General features: G+C 70.1%; 14 protein-coding genes. 5 read left to right on the top strand and 9 right to left on the bottom strand.

Features of this window, described 5'->3' with window-relative positions; genetic code table 11:
- Positions 1 to 209 precede the first annotated feature (209 nt).
- The 3 genes from C7416_RS01965 (at position 210) to C7416_RS01975 (ending at position 2,726) form a co-directional block, all read left to right on the top strand.
- Complete coding sequence (locus tag C7416_RS01965) at positions 210 to 671, top strand: tripartite tricarboxylate transporter TctB family protein (protein WP_025585326.1); 462 nt, start codon at positions 210 to 212, stop codon at positions 669 to 671.
- Between the two features lie 13 nt (positions 672 to 684).
- Positions 685 to 2,187: a tripartite tricarboxylate transporter permease gene (locus C7416_RS01970; protein WP_092310851.1), complete on the top strand. Its 1,503-nt coding sequence runs from the start codon at positions 685 to 687 to the stop codon at positions 2,185 to 2,187.
- 212 nt (positions 2,188 to 2,399) lie between these two features.
- On the top strand, positions 2,400 to 2,726 hold the full coding sequence (locus tag C7416_RS01975; protein WP_111516872.1) for a helix-turn-helix transcriptional regulator: 327 nt from the start codon (positions 2,400 to 2,402) through the stop codon (positions 2,724 to 2,726).
- A 72-nt stretch (positions 2,727 to 2,798) separates the two neighbouring features.
- Here C7416_RS01975 and C7416_RS01980 read toward each other — a convergent pair whose 3' ends face one another.
- The 8 genes from C7416_RS01980 to C7416_RS02015 form a co-directional block, all read right to left on the bottom strand.
- Positions 2,799 to 3,581 (bottom strand): DUF4397 domain-containing protein, encoded by a 783-nt coding sequence (locus C7416_RS01980; RefSeq protein WP_111516873.1) that lies wholly within the window; start codon positions 3,579 to 3,581, stop codon positions 2,799 to 2,801.
- Positions 3,582 to 3,897: 316 nt separating this feature from the next.
- Positions 3,898 to 4,923 carry a diguanylate cyclase gene (locus C7416_RS01985; protein WP_290367845.1) on the bottom strand — a complete coding sequence of 342 codons (1,026 nt, stop codon included), beginning with the start codon at positions 4,921 to 4,923 and terminating at the stop codon, positions 3,898 to 3,900.
- A 53-nt stretch (positions 4,924 to 4,976) separates the two neighbouring features.
- Positions 4,977 to 6,014 (bottom strand): chemotaxis response regulator protein-glutamate methylesterase, encoded by a 1,038-nt coding sequence (gene cheB / locus C7416_RS01990; RefSeq protein WP_111516874.1) that lies wholly within the window; start codon positions 6,012 to 6,014, stop codon positions 4,977 to 4,979.
- A complete protein-coding gene (locus tag C7416_RS01995; RefSeq protein WP_111516875.1) occupies positions 6,011 to 8,320 on the bottom strand; it encodes a hybrid sensor histidine kinase/response regulator in 2,310 nt (769 codons plus the stop codon). The genes cheB and C7416_RS01995 overlap by 4 nt, the downstream gene beginning before the upstream one ends.
- On the bottom strand, positions 8,317 to 9,027 hold the full coding sequence (locus tag C7416_RS02000) for a chemotaxis protein CheW (protein ID WP_111516876.1): 711 nt from the start codon (positions 9,025 to 9,027) through the stop codon (positions 8,317 to 8,319). The genes C7416_RS01995 and C7416_RS02000 overlap by 4 nt, the downstream gene beginning before the upstream one ends.
- Positions 9,020 to 10,315 (bottom strand): CheR family methyltransferase, encoded by a 1,296-nt coding sequence (locus C7416_RS02005; RefSeq protein ID WP_111516877.1) that lies wholly within the window; start codon positions 10,313 to 10,315, stop codon positions 9,020 to 9,022. Before C7416_RS02005 ends, C7416_RS02000 begins: the two co-directional genes overlap by 8 nt.
- Positions 10,312 to 10,803 (bottom strand): chemotaxis protein CheW, encoded by a 492-nt coding sequence (locus C7416_RS02010; protein WP_111516878.1) that lies wholly within the window; start codon positions 10,801 to 10,803, stop codon positions 10,312 to 10,314. The genes C7416_RS02005 and C7416_RS02010 overlap by 4 nt, the downstream gene beginning before the upstream one ends.
- Before the next feature lie 49 nt (positions 10,804 to 10,852).
- Positions 10,853 to 12,469, bottom strand: a complete 1,617-nt coding sequence (locus C7416_RS02015) for a methyl-accepting chemotaxis protein (protein WP_111516879.1) — start codon at positions 12,467 to 12,469, stop codon at positions 10,853 to 10,855.
- Between the two features lie 288 nt (positions 12,470 to 12,757).
- Between C7416_RS02015 and C7416_RS02020 the strand changes: the two genes are divergently transcribed.
- Together C7416_RS02020 and C7416_RS02025 are read left to right on the top strand one after the other, a co-directional pair.
- Positions 12,758 to 14,086, top strand: coding sequence for a putative bifunctional diguanylate cyclase/phosphodiesterase (locus C7416_RS02020; RefSeq protein WP_111516880.1), 1,329 nt, complete (start codon positions 12,758 to 12,760; stop codon positions 14,084 to 14,086).
- A 284-nt stretch (positions 14,087 to 14,370) separates the two neighbouring features.
- Entirely contained in the window at positions 14,371 to 17,130 is a 2,760-nt protein-coding gene (locus C7416_RS02025; RefSeq protein ID WP_111516881.1) for a DUF6600 domain-containing protein, read from the top strand.
- A gap of 87 nt (positions 17,131 to 17,217) precedes the next feature.
- Here C7416_RS02025 and C7416_RS02030 read toward each other — a convergent pair whose 3' ends face one another.
- A complete protein-coding gene (locus C7416_RS02030; RefSeq protein ID WP_111516882.1) occupies positions 17,218 to 18,390 on the bottom strand; it encodes an ABC transporter substrate-binding protein in 1,173 nt (390 codons plus the stop codon).
- Between the last annotated feature and the right edge of the window lie 203 nt (positions 18,391 to 18,593).

The raw sequence follows: 18,593 nt of genomic DNA on the forward strand, positions 1-18,593 counted from the left end.
ATGTATTTGCTCGCGTCATTCGACCGGATTTGCCTTGTTTTAAGCGGTCATTGGTAAATACCCCTAAAACAGGACAAATGAAAGGCACCTGAAAGATCACGTCTCTAAGGTTCGGGTCAACCGTCGGGGAGCATGCCCGCTTGCATGCTCGTTGCGCCAGAGCCAGTGCGCCCCGGCACGGCATTTCGTGAACTTTGAGGAGAATCGTTTTGCGCATACGCAGCCAAAAGGACTTTGCCTCCGGCCTGATGTTCATTCTGGTCGGGCTGGGCTTTTCCTGGGTCGCTCGCGGCTATTCCATGGGGACGGCCGCCAAGATGGGACCCGGATACTTTCCATTCCTGCTGGGCCTGGTGCTCGCGGTGCTGGGGGCGGTGGTGCTGCTGACCTCGCTGTCGCCCAAGGGCGAGCAGGACCACCTGGCCCGCTGGGACCTGAAGACGTTGCTGTGGATCCTCGGCTCGGTGGTGCTGTTCGGCCTGCTGCTCAAGCCGCTGGGCATGGTGCTGTCGGTGTTCGTGCTGGTGCTGGTGTCGTCGATGGCCAGCCATGAATTCAGCTGGAAGGGCGCGCTGCTCAACGCGGTGGTGCTGGTGCTGATCAGCCTGGGCGCCTTCGTGTACGGCATCAACCTGCAGATGCCGGTGTGGCCGGCCTTCATCACCGGTTAAGGAGCGCCGCATCATGGAATTGTTTGAACACCTCGCGCTGGGTTTTTCCACCGCGCTGTCGCTGCAGAACCTGGCCTACGCCTTCCTGGGCTGCGTGCTGGGCACGCTGATCGGTGTGCTGCCGGGCCTGGGGCCGCTGGCCACCATCGCCATGCTGCTGCCGATCACCTACACGCTGCCGCCGGTGGCCGCGCTGATCATGCTGGCCGGCATCTACTACGGCGCGCAGTACGGCGGCTCGACCACCGCCATCCTGGTGAACCTGCCCGGTGAATCGTCGTCGGTGGTGACCACCATCGACGGCTACCAGATGGCAAGGCGAGGCAGGGCAGGGGTGGCGCTGGCCACCGCGGGCCTCGGTTCGTTCTTCGCCGGCTGCGTGGCCACGCTGATCCTGGCCGCTTTCGCCACGCCGCTGTCGGAAATCGCCTTCAAGTTCGGCCCGGCCGAGTACTTCTCGCTGATGGTGCTGGGCCTGATCGGTGCCGTGGTGCTGGCTTCCGGCTCGCTGCCCAAGGCCATCGCGATGATCGTGCTGGGCCTGCTGCTGGGCCTGATCGGCACCGACGTGAACTCGGGCGCTGCGCGCTTCTCGTTTGACGTGCCGGAGCTGACCGACGGCATCGACTTCGTCGCACTGGCAATGGGCATGTTCGGCTTTGCCGAGATCATCGCCAACCTGGAGCAGAAGGAAGCCCGCGAAACCTTTACCAACAAGGTCACCAACCTGTTCCCGACCAGGGAAGACTTCAAGCGCATGATCCCGGCGGTGCTGCGCGGCACCGCGCTGGGCTCGGCGCTGGGCATCCTGCCGGGCGGCGGTGCCTCGCTGGCCTCGTTCGCGGCGTATTCGCTGGAGAAGAAGACTTCCAAGAACGCGCATGAGTTCGGCAAGGGCGCGATCGAAGGCGTGGCCGGTCCGGAATCGGCCAACAACGCCGCGGCGCAGACCTCGTTCATCCCGCTGCTGACGCTGGGCATTCCGCCCAACGCGGTGATGGCGCTGATGGTGGGGGCGATGACCATCCACAACATCCAGCCCGGCCCGCAGGTAATGACCAGCAACCCGTCGCTGTTCTGGGGCCTGATCGCGTCGATGTGGATCGGCAACCTGATGCTGATCATCCTGAACCTGCCGATGATCGGCATCTGGGTGAAGCTGCTGACCGTGCCGTACCGCTTCCTGTACCCGGCGATCCTGGTGTTCTGCGGCATCGGCGTGTACTCGGTCAACAACCAGACCTTCGACGTCTTCATGGCCGCGGGCTTCGGCGTGATCGGCTACCTGTTCCTGAAGCTCAAGTGTGAACCGGCGCCGCTGCTGCTCGGCTTCGTGCTGGGGCCGATGATGGAAGAGAACTTCCGCCGCACGCTGCTGCTGTCGCGAGGCGACTTCAGCGTGTTCGTGACCCGGCCGCTGTCGGTGGGCCTGCTGATCGCGGCCGCCGCGCTGGTGGCGGTGGTGGCGCTGCCGTCGATCAAGGCCAAGCGCGAGGAAGCGTTCCAGGAAGACTAGCGCCAGCGAGCGCCCCGGAATGGCGCCGGCCCTGCAAGCGGCCGGCGCGAGCAACGCAAGCTTTCGGGGTGCCTTCGCGCACCCCGTTTTCTTTCGCGGGCGCGTCGCGCGTCCGCCCGCCTTGTTCCCAGAGAGTGCCCGACTGCGGCAGCAGTCATGGGCTGCGCATGATGATCAGGATTCCCGCACCATCGGGTGCGCCGACAGCGCCCATGAAACCGCCTACCCTTGACCGGTTTTTCTCCCGAATCTATGTGCTCAAGCTGGTCCAGTCGAGCCCGTCGACGGTGCTCAGCCTGGTCGACCGGCTGCGCGAGCGTGGCATCGACAAGAACATCCGCTCGCTGCGGCCGATTCTGCGCAGCCTGATGATGGCCCGCGCCATCACCGCCGAACTGGTCGAGGGCAGCGGCCGCGTGTATTGCATCACCGCGCAGGGACGGGCCGAACTGGAGTCGTATATCTCGCACCTGGCCGTGCTGAAGGCGGAGCTGGAGCCGGCCGACGAAGCCCCCGCGCGGACTGACGCCGAGCCCTGAACAAAAAAAGGCCGGTCCCTCCGGACCGGCCTCCCGCATGCTGCACGCCTGCCACGGGCAACCGCGACAGCGTTATTGCGTCGTCACCAGTTCCAGGCCGGCTTGCGACTCGTCGTCGCCGCGTGCCACCAGCACCTTGATCTTGTTCGGCGTCAGGCCGGCGATGCCATCCGACGGGATGGTGGTGATCAGCCAGTCGGCGTTGTTCGCCAGCGTCAGCGCGCCGGAGTCGAAGATCACGGTCTTGGTGCCGGCCGGCGTGATGCGCAGGCGGTAGGTGGTGTTGCCGTCCAGGTCGATCGAATCCTGGCCCGATGCCGGCGAGGCCTGCTTGTAGCCCACCGCGGCGAAGGTCGGCGCGACCGAGTTCAGGTCGATCGCGGGCAGGGTCACGTAGATGTCGATGTTCTGCGCGTTGAACGAGGCGTTCAGCGAGCGCACGCGCGCCTTGTTCGACAGCAGGCCCTTGCCGAACGGATCGTCGATCGTCACCGTTTCCGCGACCGATGCACCCGGCACCGCCACCACGGTGTACTTGTGGCCGGTGGCCGCCACCAGGCTGGCGCGGGCCAGTTCGGTCTGCGTGCCGGCGGTGTTGAACGAGATCAGCTGGTTGCCGGTTTCAACGTTGAAGTAGGTCGAGACGAACTTGTAGGGCTTGTTGACCATGCTGGTGAGCGCGCCGTTCTGCAGCACGTCGACGTTGGGGCCGCCGGTGACGGCGTGGATCACGCGCACGCTCGGCTTGCTCAGGCCGATGCGGTCGTCGATGCCGTCATCGCCGCCGCCGCACGCTGTCAGCACCGCGGTCGCGGCCAGCGCGAGCCCGAGGAAAAGGGTCTTGGATCGAAGCATGGGTCACCTCTTGCTGTTAGAGTCAGAGACGAGCTGGCCCATGCCGGCGCGGATCGCGGCGGCCGCGTGGCCAGTTGCTATCTGGTATGCAGGCGCGGGATCACGCTTGCCGTGATGCAACGATAGGTTTGAAGCCGTAGGCCAGACAGGCGCGACGCTCCGAATTCAGTGTCGGACGATTCCGACAGGAGGTGATGCCTGCGCGGGCCCCGCAGGCGGCGCGCCTTGGCAGCGCAGGCGCAGCGGCGCGGCGAGGCAAGCCTGCGGGCCGCCATGCCGCATGTGCAGATGTGTAACCGGTTGTTGCCGCCGTGCCTCAGGCCGGCGACATCATGACCTGGTTGCGGCCGTTGCGCTTGGCCTGGTACAGGCCCGCATCGGCCGCCTGCACCAGCTCGCTGGGCTGGGCATCGGGCTGGGGCACCAGTACCGCGCCGCCGATGCTGACGGTGACGCAATGGAAGGCGGGCGAGCCGCTGTGGGCGATGGCCAGCCCCTGCACCGCGCGCCGGACCTTTTCAGCCAGCAGCCGCACGCCGCCGGGCGAGGTGGCGGGCAGCACCATGGCGAACTCTTCGCCGCCAAAGCGCGCGGGCAGGTCGGTGGCGCGCGCGCAATTGTCGCGTATCACCGCGGCGACGCGGCGCAGCACGTCGTCGCCGGCGACGTGGCCATAGGTGTCGTTGTAGGCCTTGAAGGCGTCGACATCGATCATCAGCAGCGCCAGCTCGGTCTGCTCGCGCAGCGCGCGGCGCCATTCCGCGCCGAGGTATTCGTCGAAATAGCGCCGGTTGGACAAGCCGGTCAGCCCGTCCGAGTTGGTCAGGCGCTGCAGCTCCAGGTTGGTCTCCAGCAGCTGCTGCTGGCTCTGGCGCAGCGCGCGGTAGGCTTCGTCGCGCTGCAGCTGGTTCAGGTACGAGCGCGAGTGGTAGCGGATGCGCGCGATCAGCTCGATGCTGTCCGGCAGCTTGACCAGGTAGTCGTTGGCGCCGGCGGCAAAGGCCGCGCCCTTGGTCGCGGCTTCTTCCTTGGTCGACAGCACGATGATCGGGATATCGCGCGTGGCGGGGTTGTCGCGGTAGCGCTGCACCAGCGTCAGCCCGTCCACGCCCGGCATCACCAGGTCCTGCAGGATCACCGTGGGCTTGGTGCGCTGCGCCACCGCCACCGCTTCATCGGGCTGCGAGCAGTAGTGGAAGTCGATATCGGGCTCGGTGGCGAGCGCGCGGCGCACTGCTTCGCCGACCATGGCCTGGTCGTCCACCAGCAGCACCATGGCAAGGTACTCTTGCTTGTCGGTCGCGGCGGGCATGCCGGCGGGGTTGGAGGATTCGGATTGCATGTTCAATTCCTGTTCTCGCGGTCCCGGCACGGCCTGGGACCGGTTGCATTCTTTCAGACGGGCGGCGCAGGCCAGGTCAGTGCCGCCGGGCCGCACGCCTGCACCAGCCGCGGCGCGATGCGCGGCAGCGGCAGGATCTCGGCGGCAGCGCCGAGCGCGGCGGCGGCCTTGGGCATGCCGTACACGGCGCTGGTGGCGCGGTCCTGGGCGATGGTCAGGAAGCCGCGGTCGCGCATGGCCTTCAGGCCCAGCGCGCCGTCGCGCCCCATGCCGGTGAGCAGCACGCCGACCACGTCGCCGCGCCAGTGTTCCACCACGCTTTCGAAGAACACATCGATGGAGGGGCGGTAAAGGTAATCGCAGGGTTGTTCGGTGTAGGCCAGCCGGCTCGGGCTGGCCAGGCGCAGGTGGTCGTTGGTGCCGGCCAGCAGCACGGTGCCGGCCTGCGGAGTCTCGCCGGCGCGGGCGATGCGCACCGGCAGCGCGCACTGTCCGTCGAGCCAGTCGGCCATGCCGGCGGCAAAGGCCTCGTCGACATGCTGCACCGTGACCACGGCGGCGCCGAAGTCCGCCGGCAGCGCGCCCAGCAGCGCGGCCAGTGCGGCCGGGCCGCCGGCCGAGGCGCCGATCGCCACCAGCCGCGCCGCGCTGACGGCGCGCGGCGCCACCGCCAGCGCATGCTGCGGCGCCACCCGGCCGGCCAGCAGGCGCGCGATGTTGCGCAGCTTGCGCAGCAGCGGACCGGCGGCCAGCTGCGCGTCGGCCTCGGCCAGCGTCGGGGTGTCGACCGCGTCGATGGCGCCATGGCCCATCGCGTCGAACACCTGAGAGGCGTTGCGGCCCAGGTCCATGGTCACCACCACGATGGCGCAGGGCGTGGCGGCCATGATCCGGCGCGTGGCCTCGACCCCGTCCATGACCGGCATCAGCAGGTCCATCAGGATCAGGTCCGGGGTCTGGCGCGCGGCCATCTGCACCGCCTGGGCGCCGTCGCCGGCGATCCACGCGATCTCGAACGACGGATCCAGCGCCAGCGCGCGCCGCAGCGCGGCGACCGCGAGCGCGGAATCATTGACGATGCCGATTTTCATGGACGTGCCTCGCCGATCAGGTCCTGGACCGCGTCGAGCAACGCGGCGTCGTGGAAACTGCCCTTGGCCAGATAATAGTCCGCGCCGGCCTCCAGGCCGCGCTGGCGGTCCTGTTCGCGGTCCTTGTACGACACTACCATCACCGGCAGCTGGCGCAGCGCGGCGTCCTGGCGGATGCGCCGCACCAGCTCGATGCCGTCCATGCGCGGCATGTCGATGTCGGTGATGACCAGGTCGAAGGGCTCGGCACGCAGCACGTTCCAGCCGTCCATGCCGTCGACCGCCACCGTCACGTCATAGCCGCGTCCGGCCAGCAGCTTGCGCTGCAGTTCGCGCACCGTCAGCGAGTCGTCCACCACCAGCACCCGGCGCGCGCGCGCCTGCACGCTCGTCGCCGCGCCCTGGCGCACGCCTTCGATGCGGCCTTCGGAGACCAGCTTCTCGACCGAGCGGATCATGTCCTCGACATCGAAGATCAGCACCGGCGTGCCGTCGTCGGTCAGGCTGCCGGCGGCAATGTCGCGGATCTTGCCCAGCGCCGCGGGCAGCGGCTGCACCACCAGCAGGCGTTCGCCCAGCATGCGGTCGACCGCGATGCCATAGGTGCGCTCGCCTTCGCCGATGACAACCACCGGGACCTGCTCGCGCGCCGGCGCGTCGGCGCCGGCCCGCTGCAGCACCTGCGCCGCGCTGACCAGGCCGATGGCGCGACCTTCGTGGCGGAAATGCTGGTGGCCCTCGGTCTGTTCGATCTCGCCGCGCGCCACCGAGGTCGCGCGCAGCACGCGGCCCAGCGGGAAGGCATAGGCTTCGCCGGCCACGTCCACCAGCAGCGTGCGCACCACCGACAGCGTCAGCGGCAGCTCCAGGCTGAAGTGCAGGCCGTGCCCAGGCTGCTGGGTCAGGCGCAGGCTGCCGCGCACGCGGCGCACCATCTCCTGCACCGCATCGAGGCCGACGCCGCGCCCGGACACTTCAGAAACGGTGTCGCGCATGCTGAAGCCGGGCAGCAGCAGGAAGTCGAGCAACTCTGCCTGCGACAGCCGCGCCGCCGTGTCCTCGGAGGCCAGCCGCCGCCGCACGATGGCGCGCCGCAGCGCTTCCAGGTCGACCCCGGCGCCGTCGTCGGAGATCTCGATCTGCAGCCGGCCGGCGTTGTGGCGCGCGTGCAGCATCACGCGGCCTTCCGGCGGCTTGCCCTGCGCCGCGCGCACTGCCGGCGCCTCGATGCCATGGTCGACGGCATTGCGCAGCAGGTGGGCCAGCGGCGCATCGAGCGCCTCGAGGATGTCGCGGTCCACCTGCGTGCCGGCACCGGACAGTTCCAGGTGCACCGGCTTGCCCAGCGCGCGGCCCAGGTCGCGCACCATGCGCGCGTAGCCCGCCAGGCCGTCGGACAGCGGGCGCATGCGCGAGGCCAGCGCGCTGTCGTAGAGCCGGCGCGCCAGCCGCGTGGCGCGATGGTCGTACTGCTCGAACTCGTCCAGCCGCGCCGCCAGTTGCTGGTGGCCATCGTCGAGCAGCTGGCGCAGTTCGGCCAGCGCCGCCTGGGCCGCCGACAATGCCTGCGCGCCGTCGCCATCCTGGGTCTCGCGCAAGACCTGCTGCAGCGCGTCGGCCGCACGCAGCGCGCGCGCCTGCTGGCGCCGCGCTTTCTGCAGCGATGCGCCGAACGGCCGCAGCCAGTGCGATTCGACCATGGCCTCACCCGACAGCGCCAGCAGCTGGTCCAGCGCCTCGGCATTCACGCGCAGCATGCGCTCGTGGCCTTCACCGGCGTGCGCGGCAATCGGCGCAGAGGGCGCTGGTTCGGCCTCGAGGGTAGGCCGAGGGGCGGGAGTACTGGCAGGCGCCGCTGCTGGGGCGGGCGCATGCGTGGCAGCCGGCTGCGCCGGCGCGCCGCCGCCGTCGAGCGAACCCAGCCGTTGTATCACCGCGTCGATCTCGGCGCGGCCGGCCTGCTCGGACCAGTCCGGGTCGCCGCCGGGCGGATGGCCGATGCGCAGCAGCAGGTCGGTGCCCTGCAGCAGCGCATCGATATGCGCGGCGGTGAGCGGCATGCCGCCCTGCGCGGCGACGAGGCAGTCTTCCATCGCATGCGCCAGCCGCACGCCGCCATCGAGCCCGACGATGCGGGCCGCGCCCTTGAGCGAGTGGGCCGCGCGCATGCACGCCTCCAGCTGCGCGGGCGCGCCCGGGGTGCGCTCCAGCGCCAGCAGGCCGGCGTTGAGGATCTCGGCCTGGGCGTCGGCTTCGAGCGCAAACAGCTCCAGCAGCGAGGCGTCGCGCAGTTGTTCGGGGTTCATGCCAGGCTCCGGTCCAGCGAGTGGCGTACCTGCGCGGCGTCGAGCAGGCCGACGCTGCGGCCCTGGTCGACGAACAGCGCCTGCGTATAGCGGGCCGAGCCTCGTGCCAGCGTGGCTGGCAGCGGCTGCAGCGCGGCGCGCCGCACGCGCACGATGCCGGCGATCTCGGCTACCGGCAGGGCGATCGCGGCGCGGCCTTGTCCGAGGATCAGGAAGCGGCTGCCGGCGGCATCGAGTTCGGCCTGGGCCGCGCCCGTGTCGAACAGGTGCGCCAGCGACAGGCAGGCCAGCAGGTTGCCGCGCACCGCGGCCAGCCCCAGCACCGCGGCATCGCGCCGGTGGGGCAGCGAATGGACCGGGCACGGCGCCGTGACTTCGCCCAGCGCGGCGGTCGGCAGCGCCAGCCATTCATCGCCGATGCGGAATACCAGGCAGGCCAGCGCGCTGGCGTCCTGGGCATGGTCGTTGCCGCTGTCGTTGCCGCTGTCATCGGCCGCATCCGGCAGTTCCTGCAGGGCCTGGTCCAGCTGCTGTGCGTCGAGCAACATCGCGGCGGCGTGTGCGTAAGTCGGGCAGTTGCGGCAGTGTGCGTGTTCGGCCAGCGCCGGGCAGCTGCCGTCGCCGCGCACGCCGATGCGCCGCCAGCAGTCGTCCACGCCTTCGGCGCGCACCACGGTGGCAAAAGGAGGGGCGTGGGTCTCAGCCATGGTGCTTGCGGGAGTGGCGCTGCGCGCGCTGGCGCAGGCGGGTGGCGCCGTCGTGGTCGCCCTCGGTGTCGAGCAGCGCGGCCAGGTGATACAGGCTTTCCTGGTGCGAGGGATCCAGGTACAGCGCCTTGCGGTAGGCCGCGTGCGCCTGGGCGGTGCGGCCGGCGGCATCGTGCAGCACGCCGAGCATGCCAAAGGCATCGGCCAGCGCGGTGCCATCGGCATCGGGCGCGGCACGGTCTAGCAGCGCCAGGCAGGCGGCGGTGGCCGCGTCCAGTTCGCCGCGGTCGGCCATGGCGGCGATCGCGGCCAGCGCGTCCGCATGCGCGCCGGCCGCAGGCCTTGCGGCCGGTGCTGCGGCCGGCGCGGGCGCGCGCACCACCGGCGGACGCAGCGTCGCTGGCGGGCGCGGCAGCCGCGGCGGCGCGGCCATGCGGGGCGGCTGGGTGGCGTGGACCGGCGGGTGGGGCGTGGCCCGGGAGCGCGGCGCTGCGGCGGCCGGCTTGCGGAAGGCAAAGGACAGCGGAATGCCGACCGGCTCCAGCCCCTGCGCGCTCAGCACGCTGGCCTCGGCCGGCCCGACGAACAGCAGGCCGTCGGCCATGGTCAGTCGCACCAGCGTCTGCACTGCCTGGCGTTGCCCGGCGGCGTCGAAGTAGATCAGCAGGTTGCGGCAGAACACGAAGTCATAGGGCGCTTCGCCCGCCAGCAGGCCGGGCTCGACCAGGTTGCCCTGCCGCAGCCGCACCTGCGCGCGCACGCGCGGGTCCAGCACGTAGCCGGTGGGCGTGGCGGTGAAATAGCGGTCGCGGAAGTCTAATGGCGCGCTGCGGAAGGCATTGGCGTTGTAGTGCGCCTGGCGCGCGCGCGCCAGCGCGCGCGCGCTGATGTCGACCGCGTCGATATAGAAGCGCCCCGGCGGCACGCCGGCATCGAGCAGCGCCATGGCGATCGAATACGGCTCTTCGCCGGTGGAGCAGGGCAGGCTCAGCAGCCTCAGCGTGCGCCTGCCGTCGGCAAAGGCGCGTTCCGCGGCAAAGCGGCCCAGCGCAAGCAAGGCCTCGCGATGCCGGAAGAACCAGGTCTCGGGCACCACCACGGCCTCGATCAGCGCCTGGAATTCGTCGGCGGTGCCTTGCAGCAGCTGCCAGTAAGCCTCGGTATCGGGCGCCTGCCGCGCTTGCTGGCGCTCGCGCACGGCGCGCGCCACTGCACCGCTGCCGATGGCGCAGGCGTCAAGGCCGATGCGGGCCTTGAGGAGGGCCTCGATATGCGCGGCGGTGCTCACGCGGCCTCCCCGGCTGCGTCGGCGGCATCGGCGGCAGCGGCGAACAGCATGGCATGGACGTCGTCCGGCAGCAGCGCGCCGACCCTGACCCATTGCACCAGCCCGCGCGCGTCGTGCCGCACCGGACCGAGATAGCGCGGGCTGGCGCCGGCGATGCCGGCATCGACGAACGATTCCGCCGGGCAGCGCAGGGTCTGGGTGGCCGCCTCCAGGCGCAGGCCGAGCAGCCGCACCGGTTCGCTTTCATCGCGGCGGTAATGGACCAGCACCGTGCGCGTGCTGGTGCGCAGCGCCGCGGGCACGCCGGTGGCCAGCGCGGGCAGGTCGATCACCGGCACCGGCTGGCCGCGCCGCTGCATCAATCCCGCCACCCAGGCCGGCGCGCCGGGAATCTGCTTCAGCCGCGTCAGCGGCAGCACCTCGGCCACCTCGGCGGCATCGAGCGCATAGTGGTCGGCGCCGAGGCGGAACAGCAGGAAGAGTTTCATGGCGGCGGCGTGCGACGGCCCGGTGCGGGAAACGGGAGGAAACGGCAGCCTAGACCTTGAAGCGCGACACGCCGCTGCGCAGGTCGTTGGCGACCAGCGTCAGTTCGTCGATCGCCTGGCTCGACTGGCGCAGCGATTCCACGGTCTGCTGCGCGGCCTCGGACAACTGCATCAGTGCCTGGTTGATCTGCTCGGCGCCGCCGGCCTGGGCCTGCATGCCTTCATTGACCATCTGCACGCGCGGCGCGAGCGACTGCACCTGGGCGATGATCTGCGACAGCTGGTCGCCCACCTGCGTGACCTCGGACATGCCGCGGCGCACTTCCTCCGAGAACTTGTCCATGCCCATCACGCCGGCCGACACCGCCGACTGGATCTCGCGCACCATCTGCTCGATGTCGAAGGTGGCAACCGCGGTCTGGTCGGCCAGGCGGCGGATCTCGGTGGCCACCACGGCAAAGCCGCGGCCGTACTCGCCGGCCTTCTCGGCCTCGATCGCGGCGTTCAGCGACAGCAGGTTGGTCTGGTCGGCGACCTTGGCGATGGTGGTCACCACCTGGTTGATATTGCCGGCCTTCTCGTTGAGCGTGGCCAGCTTGGCGTTGACCGAGCCGGCGGCGTCCATCACATGCTGCATGGTGCCTTCCATGCGCGACAGCCCGACCTGGCCGGTGCCGGCCAGCCCCGCGGCCTGCTCGGCGGCGCTCGAGACTTCGTGGATGGTGCGCACCAGGTCGCGTGCGGTGGCCGAGATTTCGCGCGAGGTCGCGCCGATCTGCGTGGTGGTGGCGGCGGTCTCGGTGGCGGTGGCCTGCTGCTGGCGCGCGGTCGCGGCGATCTCGTTGACCGAGGTGGTGACCTGGATCGCGGTGCGCTGGGCCTGGCCCACCAGCGAGGTCAGCTCGCCGGTCATCTGGTTGAAGCCTTCCTCCACTTCCTGGAATTCATCCTTGCGGCGCAGCGCCATGCGCAGGCGCAGGTCGCCGCCGCGGATGCCGGCCAGCAGGCCGACGATCGACTGCATCGGCACCGTGATCGCGCGCAGCAGCAGGTAGCCGCACACCAGCGCCACCACCACCGCCACGATCAGCGCCGCCTCGATGCCGATCTTCGCGGCATTGACGGCATCGTCAATGCCCTGCGCGGCGCGCGAGCTGACCGCGCTGTTGTCGTCCACCAGGCGCTGGGTCGCCTTGCGCGCCTCGAACCAGCGGTCATGCGCCTCGCCGCGCAGCGCCGCCGCGGCGGCGGCGGCGTTCCACTCGGCCTGGCCGGACAGGACCTGGGCCGCCTGGTCGTAGCGCGCGCGCAGGTCGAGATAGGCCTTGAAGGCAGCGCGGTCGTCGTCGCGGGTGATCGAGGATTCGTACTGCTGCTCGAGCTTGTCCAGGCGGCTCGCAGCATCCTGGCCTTGCTGCTGGAAGCGCCGCCGCTCGGCCTCGTCGGTGGCGTTGATGGTCTGCCAGGCCAGCACATAGCGTTCGCCCCAGACGCCGCGGATGCCGGTGCTGTAGTTCAGTCCGGGCAGCGCGTCACGCAGCATCAGCGCGGTTTCGCGTTCGATCGCGACCAGGCGGGTATAGGCGACCACGCCCATCAGTGCCATCACCAGCAGGATCAGCGAAAAGCTTGCCAGGATGCGCGTGCGGATGGTCCATTCATTCACGGTGAAATCCCGGTAATTGTTCTTGTTCAGGGCACCGCCGGTGCCGGCAAGGCGCGCCGCGGGGGCGGAACGGGACCATGCGGCGGGGCGGGGGCGCCCCCGATGCGCGGTAGGGTACTGTATGCGGCCGCCCGATTCAACGCGCAGCAGGGTCGCGGCAGGGACGGCGTTGCGCCGGCGCCTAGGGGTTTTGGCGTGTATCGGAACTGCTTGATTTTTTCCAAGTTTTCGTCACACTTGCTAAATTGCTAGCGGGTAACAATGTCGACAATTACAGATGGGGCAGGGATGGTGGCCAAGTCGGGGGCGAAGTCGGCTGGCGCCTCGCCAGGCTCGGATCTCGATCCGCTGACCGGCGTTGACAATCGCCAGGGCTTTCTGAAACGGCTGGAGGCACGCCTGCATAGCGAGGCTGTGCCGCGCTGCGCATTGCTGCTGATCGGCATTGATGACTTCCGCGCCTTCAACGACATGCACGGCCATGCCGAAGGCGACATCATCCTGCAGCGCGTGGCCCGCCGCCTGCGCGATGCCTCGCCCCGCGACGCCGCGATCGGCCGCATCGGCAGCGACGAATTCGGCGTGCTGCTGCCCTCCATTGCCGATCCCACGCTGGTGCGCCACGTCAGCGCCGCGATCCTGTCGATGCTGTCCTCTCCCCACGAACATGCCGGGCGCCGCCATCACGTGCTGGCCAGCATCGGCGCGTGCGTCGCGCCCGCGGCCGGTGAACAGGCTTCGGACATGCTGGCGGCGGCGAGCCTGGCGCTGGCGCGGGCCAAGCACGACGGCGGCCGCACCATCCGCTTCTTCAAGCCGCAGATGCGCTCGGACGTGACCACGCGGCTGTCGCTGGTGCAGGCCCTGCACGAGGCCTATGCCCAGCGCCAGTTCGAGCTGCTGTACCAGCCCCAGGTCGACCTGCGCGACGGCCGCGTCCATGGCGCCGAGGCACTGATGCGCTGGCGCCATCCCACCCGCGGGCTGCTGTCGCCGGCGGCCTTCATCGACGCGCTGGCCGGCAGCAGCATCGCCAGCGATGTCGGCATGTGGCTGCTGCAGACTGCGTGCGCCCAGGCCCGTGCCTGGGCGCTGGCGTTTCCGCGGCCGCCGCGCGTGGCGATCAACCTGTTCGCGGCCCAGCTGTCCGAAAGCCGGCTGCTGACCGAGGTGCGCCACGTACTGCGGGCGCTGGAGCTGGCGCCGGACTGCCTCGAGATCGAGATCACCGAGACCATCGCCCTGCAGCAGGGCGACGAGGTCTCGGACCAGCTGCAGGCGCTGCGCCGCGACGGCATCACGCTGACCTGCGATGACTTCGGCACGGGCTATGCCTCGCTCAGCTTCCTCAAGTCGTTCCCGGTGGACCGGCTCAAGATCGACCAGTCCTTTATCCGCAACGTCACCGAAGACCCGGTCGACGCGGCGATCGTGCGCTCGGTGATCAATGTGGGCGCCAGCCTGCACATCGGCGTGGTGGCCGAAGGCGTGGAAACCCCCGAGCAGCGCGATTTCCTGCTCGCCAATGGCTGCCATGAGGCGCAGGGCTACCTGTACGGGCGTCCGATGCCGGCCGAGCGCCTGACCGAGATGCTGCGCCAGCAAGCCGCCGGCTGAGCGGCAGCCGGTCCGGGGCCGTCCGCCCGGCGCACCGAAGTTGTTTCCACCTTTGACTGCCAACGGGCCCTGGCCACGGCGGTGCCGCCCGCCGGCCCGCCCGCAGCCTGCCGCGCGCACTGGCAGGGCCGCGCGGCCCGGGCGCCAGGCGAAATACGAGCTTACAAACTGTGCCGCACCGGACGCGCCGCGGCATCCGGGGCCATGTATGGTAACAATAGGGTGGCCGCCGGCGTGGGCCGGCCTGCCCGCCGACCCATGCCGGGTCCCGCTCCTGCCCTTCCATGTCTGATCCTTTCCAATCCGCTGGCCGTTTTCCGCCCCGCCCTGGCGGCCGGCTGGTGCTGACCGCGCTGGCGGCCGCAGCCGGCCTTGCAGTGGCGGCTGCTGCACTGGCGCAGGTGCCCGCCGCGCCGGGCGAACCCTACCTGGATGCCCCGGTGGCCGACGCCGCGCAGCAGCAGGCCGATCCTTCCTCGCGCATCGCCACGCTGACCGCGGTCGACGGCAATCTCAGCTTTGCGCCCGCCGGCTCGGACGCCTGGGCCGCGGCCGGGCTGAACCGGCCGGTCACCACCGGCGACCGGCTCTGGCTGGAGCCGGGCGGACGCGCCGAACTGCACGCCGGCACGGTGGCGCTGCGCATGGGCGGCGCCACCGCCGCCAGCATCCTGAACCTGGACGACAGCACCACCCAGGTCAAGCTGACCCAGGGCACGCTGCAGGTGCGCGTGCGCGCGTTGCCGCCGGGCCAGACCGTCGAGGTCGATACCCCCAACCTGGCCTTCGTGCCGCGCGAGCCCGGCGACTACCGGCTCGACGTGGCGCCCGACGGCAGCACCACTACCGTGACCATGCGCCATGGCAGCGCGGTGGTCTACGGCGACAGCCGCACCATCGAGCTGCAGCGCGGCGACCGCATGCGTTTTGCCGGCACCGACCTGGCCGATGCCGGCGGTGGCGCGGTGCCCGAAGACGCGTTCGACCGTTGGACCGCGGCGCGCGACGCGCGCGAGGACGCTTCGCAGTCGGCGCGCTATGTGCCGCGCGAGATGCCGGGCTACGCCGCGCTGGACGGGTATGGCGACTGGCAGGAAGACCCGGGCTACGGCGCGATCTGGTTCCCGCGCGTGGTCAGCGCGGGATGGGTGCCATACAGCGCCGGCCACTGGGCCTGGATCGCGCCATGGGGTTGGACCTGGATCGACGACGCGCCGTGGGGCTTCGCGCCGTCGCATTACGGTCGCTGGGCTTATGTGGGCTCGCGCTGGGGCTGGGTCCCCGGGCCGCGTGTGCGCCCATGCTATGCCCCGGCGCTGGTCGCCTTCGTCGGCGCCGCCGGACCTAACTGGAGCGTGCGCGTCGGCAGCGGCCCGGGCGTGGCCTGGTATCCGCTGGGACCGCGCGACGCCTACCGGCCGGTCTATCGCGCCAGCCCGACCTACGTCGCCCGCATCAACCGGGTTACGGTCAACAACTTCGTGATGGGCGACCGCCGCCCGCCGCCTTACGCCAACCGCAACGTGCCCGGCGCCATCACCGGCATGCCGGCGCGCAACTTTGTCGAAGGACGGCCGGCGCGCGGCCTGCACCGCCCCGAATGGCGCAACTTGCCGACGGGCGAGGCCCACGGCGCGCCGCCGGTGGCGCCGGTCAAGGGCAGCCTGGTGGGTGCGGCGCCGATGCGGCCGCTGCCGCCGCAGGCGCGCCATGGCTTCGAACGCCAGGCCATCGCCGCGCGCGCGCCGGGCCGGCCGGCCACGGAAGACCTGGCCCGGCGCTTTGCGCGCGAGGGCGGGGTCGTGCCCGGTGCCGGCCCGGCCTGGCGCGGCGGCAACGAACGCCGGCCCGGTCGCGACGCACGGCCGGTGCCGGACGTGCGCATGAGCCAGGCCGCGATCGCATCGCGCGACCACGCTCCGGTCCAGCCGCGCCCCGGGCGTATCGATGCCGACGGCGACGGCCGTGCGGATCGCAACGATGCACAGGCCCGCGGTGAGTCGTGGCGCGGCCCTGGCCGCGGCCAGAGCACCCGGCCCGACGAGGCGCGCGGCTTTGCCGGGCAGCCGGGCGGGGCCGGCGACGTCCAGCGCCAGCAACAGGCGACGCAGCGCGATCAGCAGCGCCAGCAGTTCGAGCAGCAGCGTGCGCTGCGCGAGCAGCAACGGCAGCTGGAAGAGCAGCGCCAGCAGCGCATGCCGCCGCGCCAGTGGGCCGACGGGCAGGAACGCCCGGATCCGGCGCGGCAATCGCACGAGATGCAGCGCCAGCGCTTCGAACAGCAGCGCCAGATGCAGGAAGCGCAGCAGCGCCAGGCCGAACAGCAGCCGCGGCAGATGCAGGAGCAGCAGCGCGCGATGCAGGAGCAGCAGCGCCAGCAAGCCACGCAGCGGCAGGCGGACCAGCAGCGCCAGATGCAGGACCAGCAGCGCGCGGTGCAGGAGCAGCAACGGCAGCAAGCCATGCAGCGGCAGGCGGACCAGCAGCGCCAGATGCAGGACCAGCAGCGCGCGGTGCAGGAGCAGCAACGGCAGCAGGCCATGCAGCGGCAAGCCGAGCAGCAGCGGCAGATGCAGGACCAGCAGCGCGCGGTGCAGGACCAGCAACGGCAGCAGGCGATGCAGCGGCAAGCCGAGCAACAGCGCCAGATGCAGGATCAGCAGCGCGCGGTGCAGGAACAGCAACGGCAGCAGGCCATGCAGCGGCAGGCCGAGCAGCAGCGCCATATGCAGGAGCAGCAACGCGCCATGCAGGAGCAGCAGCGCCAGCAAGCCATGCAGCGGCAGGCCGAGCAGCAGCGCCATATGCAAGAGCAGCAACGCGCGATGCAGGAACAGCAGCGGGCGATGCATGAGCAGCAGCGCCAGCAGGCGATGCAGCGCCAGGCCGAACAGCAGCAACGGCAGATGCACGAGCAGCAGCGGCAGATGCAGGAGCGCCAGCGCCAGCAAATGGACCAGCAGCGGCAAATGCAGCAGCAGCGCGCGCAGCAGGAGCGTGGCCAGATGGAGGCGCGCCAGGGCCGCGACGGCGATCGCCGCTAGTTGCGCTTGACCGCCGCAATGAAAAACCCCGGCATGCCTCGCGGCATGCCGGGGTTTGTGCTCGCGGTACCGGCCGCGTGTCCCGCTTTACTTCGCCAGTTCGGACAAGCGGACCTGCGAGATCTTGCCGTTCTGCACCCAGCCCACCACGGTGTCGGCCATCGAGCCGCCCTTGGCATCGATGCCGTCGACTTCGTTGGGATTGACCTCCTTGGCCAGGCCCTTGACCGCATCCGGCATCTTCGCGCGGATCGCCGTGGCGTCGCTGGTGGTGCCGGCCAGCTTCATCGCTCCGGCCAGCGCATACACCATGGTGTAGTTCAGGGACATCTCGGTGGTGGCGTCGCGCCCGTCGTGCAGCTTCTTGTACCGGGCGTTGAAGGCTTGCGTGGCGGGGCGGCTGTCGTTGACCAGCGGCAGCACGCCGATCGAGCCCTCGAGCATGCCCAGGCCGTTGGTGACGCGGGCCATCTCGTCCATCTTGGCCTGGTCCATCACGATAAAGCCGCCCTTGAAGCCCAGTTCGCGCGCCTGCTTGACCACCAGCGCGGTCGGCTCCGACGGGCCGCCGACGAACATCACGTCCGGCTTCTCGCTGATGGCGCGCGACACGCCGCTGTAGAAGTCGGTGGCCTTGGTGTACGACATCGGGTTGTTCGCCACCACCTTGCCGCCGGCGGCCTCCCACGCCGGCAGGAAGGCCTGCACCCAGGCCTTGGCGTAGTCGTGGTCGGCCGGGGCCAGCGCCACGTTCTTGCCGTAGCGCTTCATCTGCGCCTTGATAAACGGTTCGATATAGCCGGTATAGGCCGGCGGGATGCGGATGGTCAGCTTGTTGCCGGCATCGGTGATGCGCGGCACGCTGGAGTAGGCCATCACCAGAAATTTCTCCTGCTCGTTGAAGGCCTGCAGCGCGAAGATGCCACCCGAATGCGGCACGAACACCGCCGGGGTCTTGTGCTGCTGCACCAGGCGGCGCCCGTTGATGGCGGCCTCGGCGGGCGAGTACTTGTCGTCCAGCGCCACCACCTCCAGCTTGACCTTCTTGCCCTTGACCTCCAGGCCCGAGGCATTGATCTCGTCGACGGCCATCTGCACGCCCGACAGCACGTTCTTGCCATACAGCGCGGCGCCGCCGGAAAGCGGGCCGGTATAGCCGATCTTGACCACTTCCTGCGCCAGCGCGGCGCCCGAGGCCAGCATCGCGGCCACGGCGGTGGCGGCCAGCGGGAAGATGCGGCGCATGAGGTTGTTTTGCATGGTGTTGTCTCCTGAAAGTACTGCATCTATTCGATCTGCCATCTCTGGCCGACCGCTTGTTTTCTCCCCTCTCCCGCTTGCGGGAGAGGGGCGGGGGAGAGGGCAGGACGTGGTTATGCCAACGCATGCACTTCGTCTGACGCCCCGGCCCTCTCCCCAACCCTCTCCCGCAAGCGGGAGAGGGAGCATGCTTGCGGTACAGC

Source organism: Cupriavidus phytorum (assembly GCF_003254285.1).
Lineage (GTDB): Bacteria > Pseudomonadota > Gammaproteobacteria > Burkholderiales > Burkholderiaceae > Cupriavidus > Cupriavidus phytorum.

Coding starts and splice junctions, on each gene's coding strand:
- C7416_RS01970 (WP_092310851.1), top strand. CDS start 685: ATGGAATTGTTTGAACACCTCGCGCTGGGTTTTTCCACCGCGCTGTCG.
- C7416_RS01975 (WP_111516872.1), top strand. CDS start 2,400: ATGAAACCGCCTACCCTTGACCGGTTTTTCTCCCGAATCTATGTGCTC.
- C7416_RS01980 (WP_111516873.1), bottom strand. CDS start 3,581: ATGCTTCGATCCAAGACCCTTTTCCTCGGGCTCGCGCTGGCCGCGACC.
- C7416_RS01985 (WP_290367845.1), bottom strand. CDS start 4,923: ATGCAATCCGAATCCTCCAACCCCGCCGGCATGCCCGCCGCGACCGAC.
- cheB (WP_111516874.1), bottom strand. CDS start 6,014: ATGAAAATCGGCATCGTCAATGATTCCGCGCTCGCGGTCGCCGCGCTG.
- C7416_RS01995 (WP_111516875.1), bottom strand. CDS start 8,320: ATGAACCCCGAACAACTGCGCGACGCCTCGCTGCTGGAGCTGTTTGCG.
- C7416_RS02000 (WP_111516876.1), bottom strand. CDS start 9,027: ATGGCTGAGACCCACGCCCCTCCTTTTGCCACCGTGGTGCGCGCCGAA.
- C7416_RS02010 (WP_111516878.1), bottom strand. CDS start 10,803: ATGAAACTCTTCCTGCTGTTCCGCCTCGGCGCCGACCACTATGCGCTC.
- C7416_RS02020 (WP_111516880.1), top strand. CDS start 12,758: ATGGTGGCCAAGTCGGGGGCGAAGTCGGCTGGCGCCTCGCCAGGCTCG.
- C7416_RS02025 (WP_111516881.1), top strand. CDS start 14,371: ATGTCTGATCCTTTCCAATCCGCTGGCCGTTTTCCGCCCCGCCCTGGC.
- C7416_RS02030 (WP_111516882.1), bottom strand. CDS start 18,390: ATGCAAAACAACCTCATGCGCCGCATCTTCCCGCTGGCCGCCACCGCC.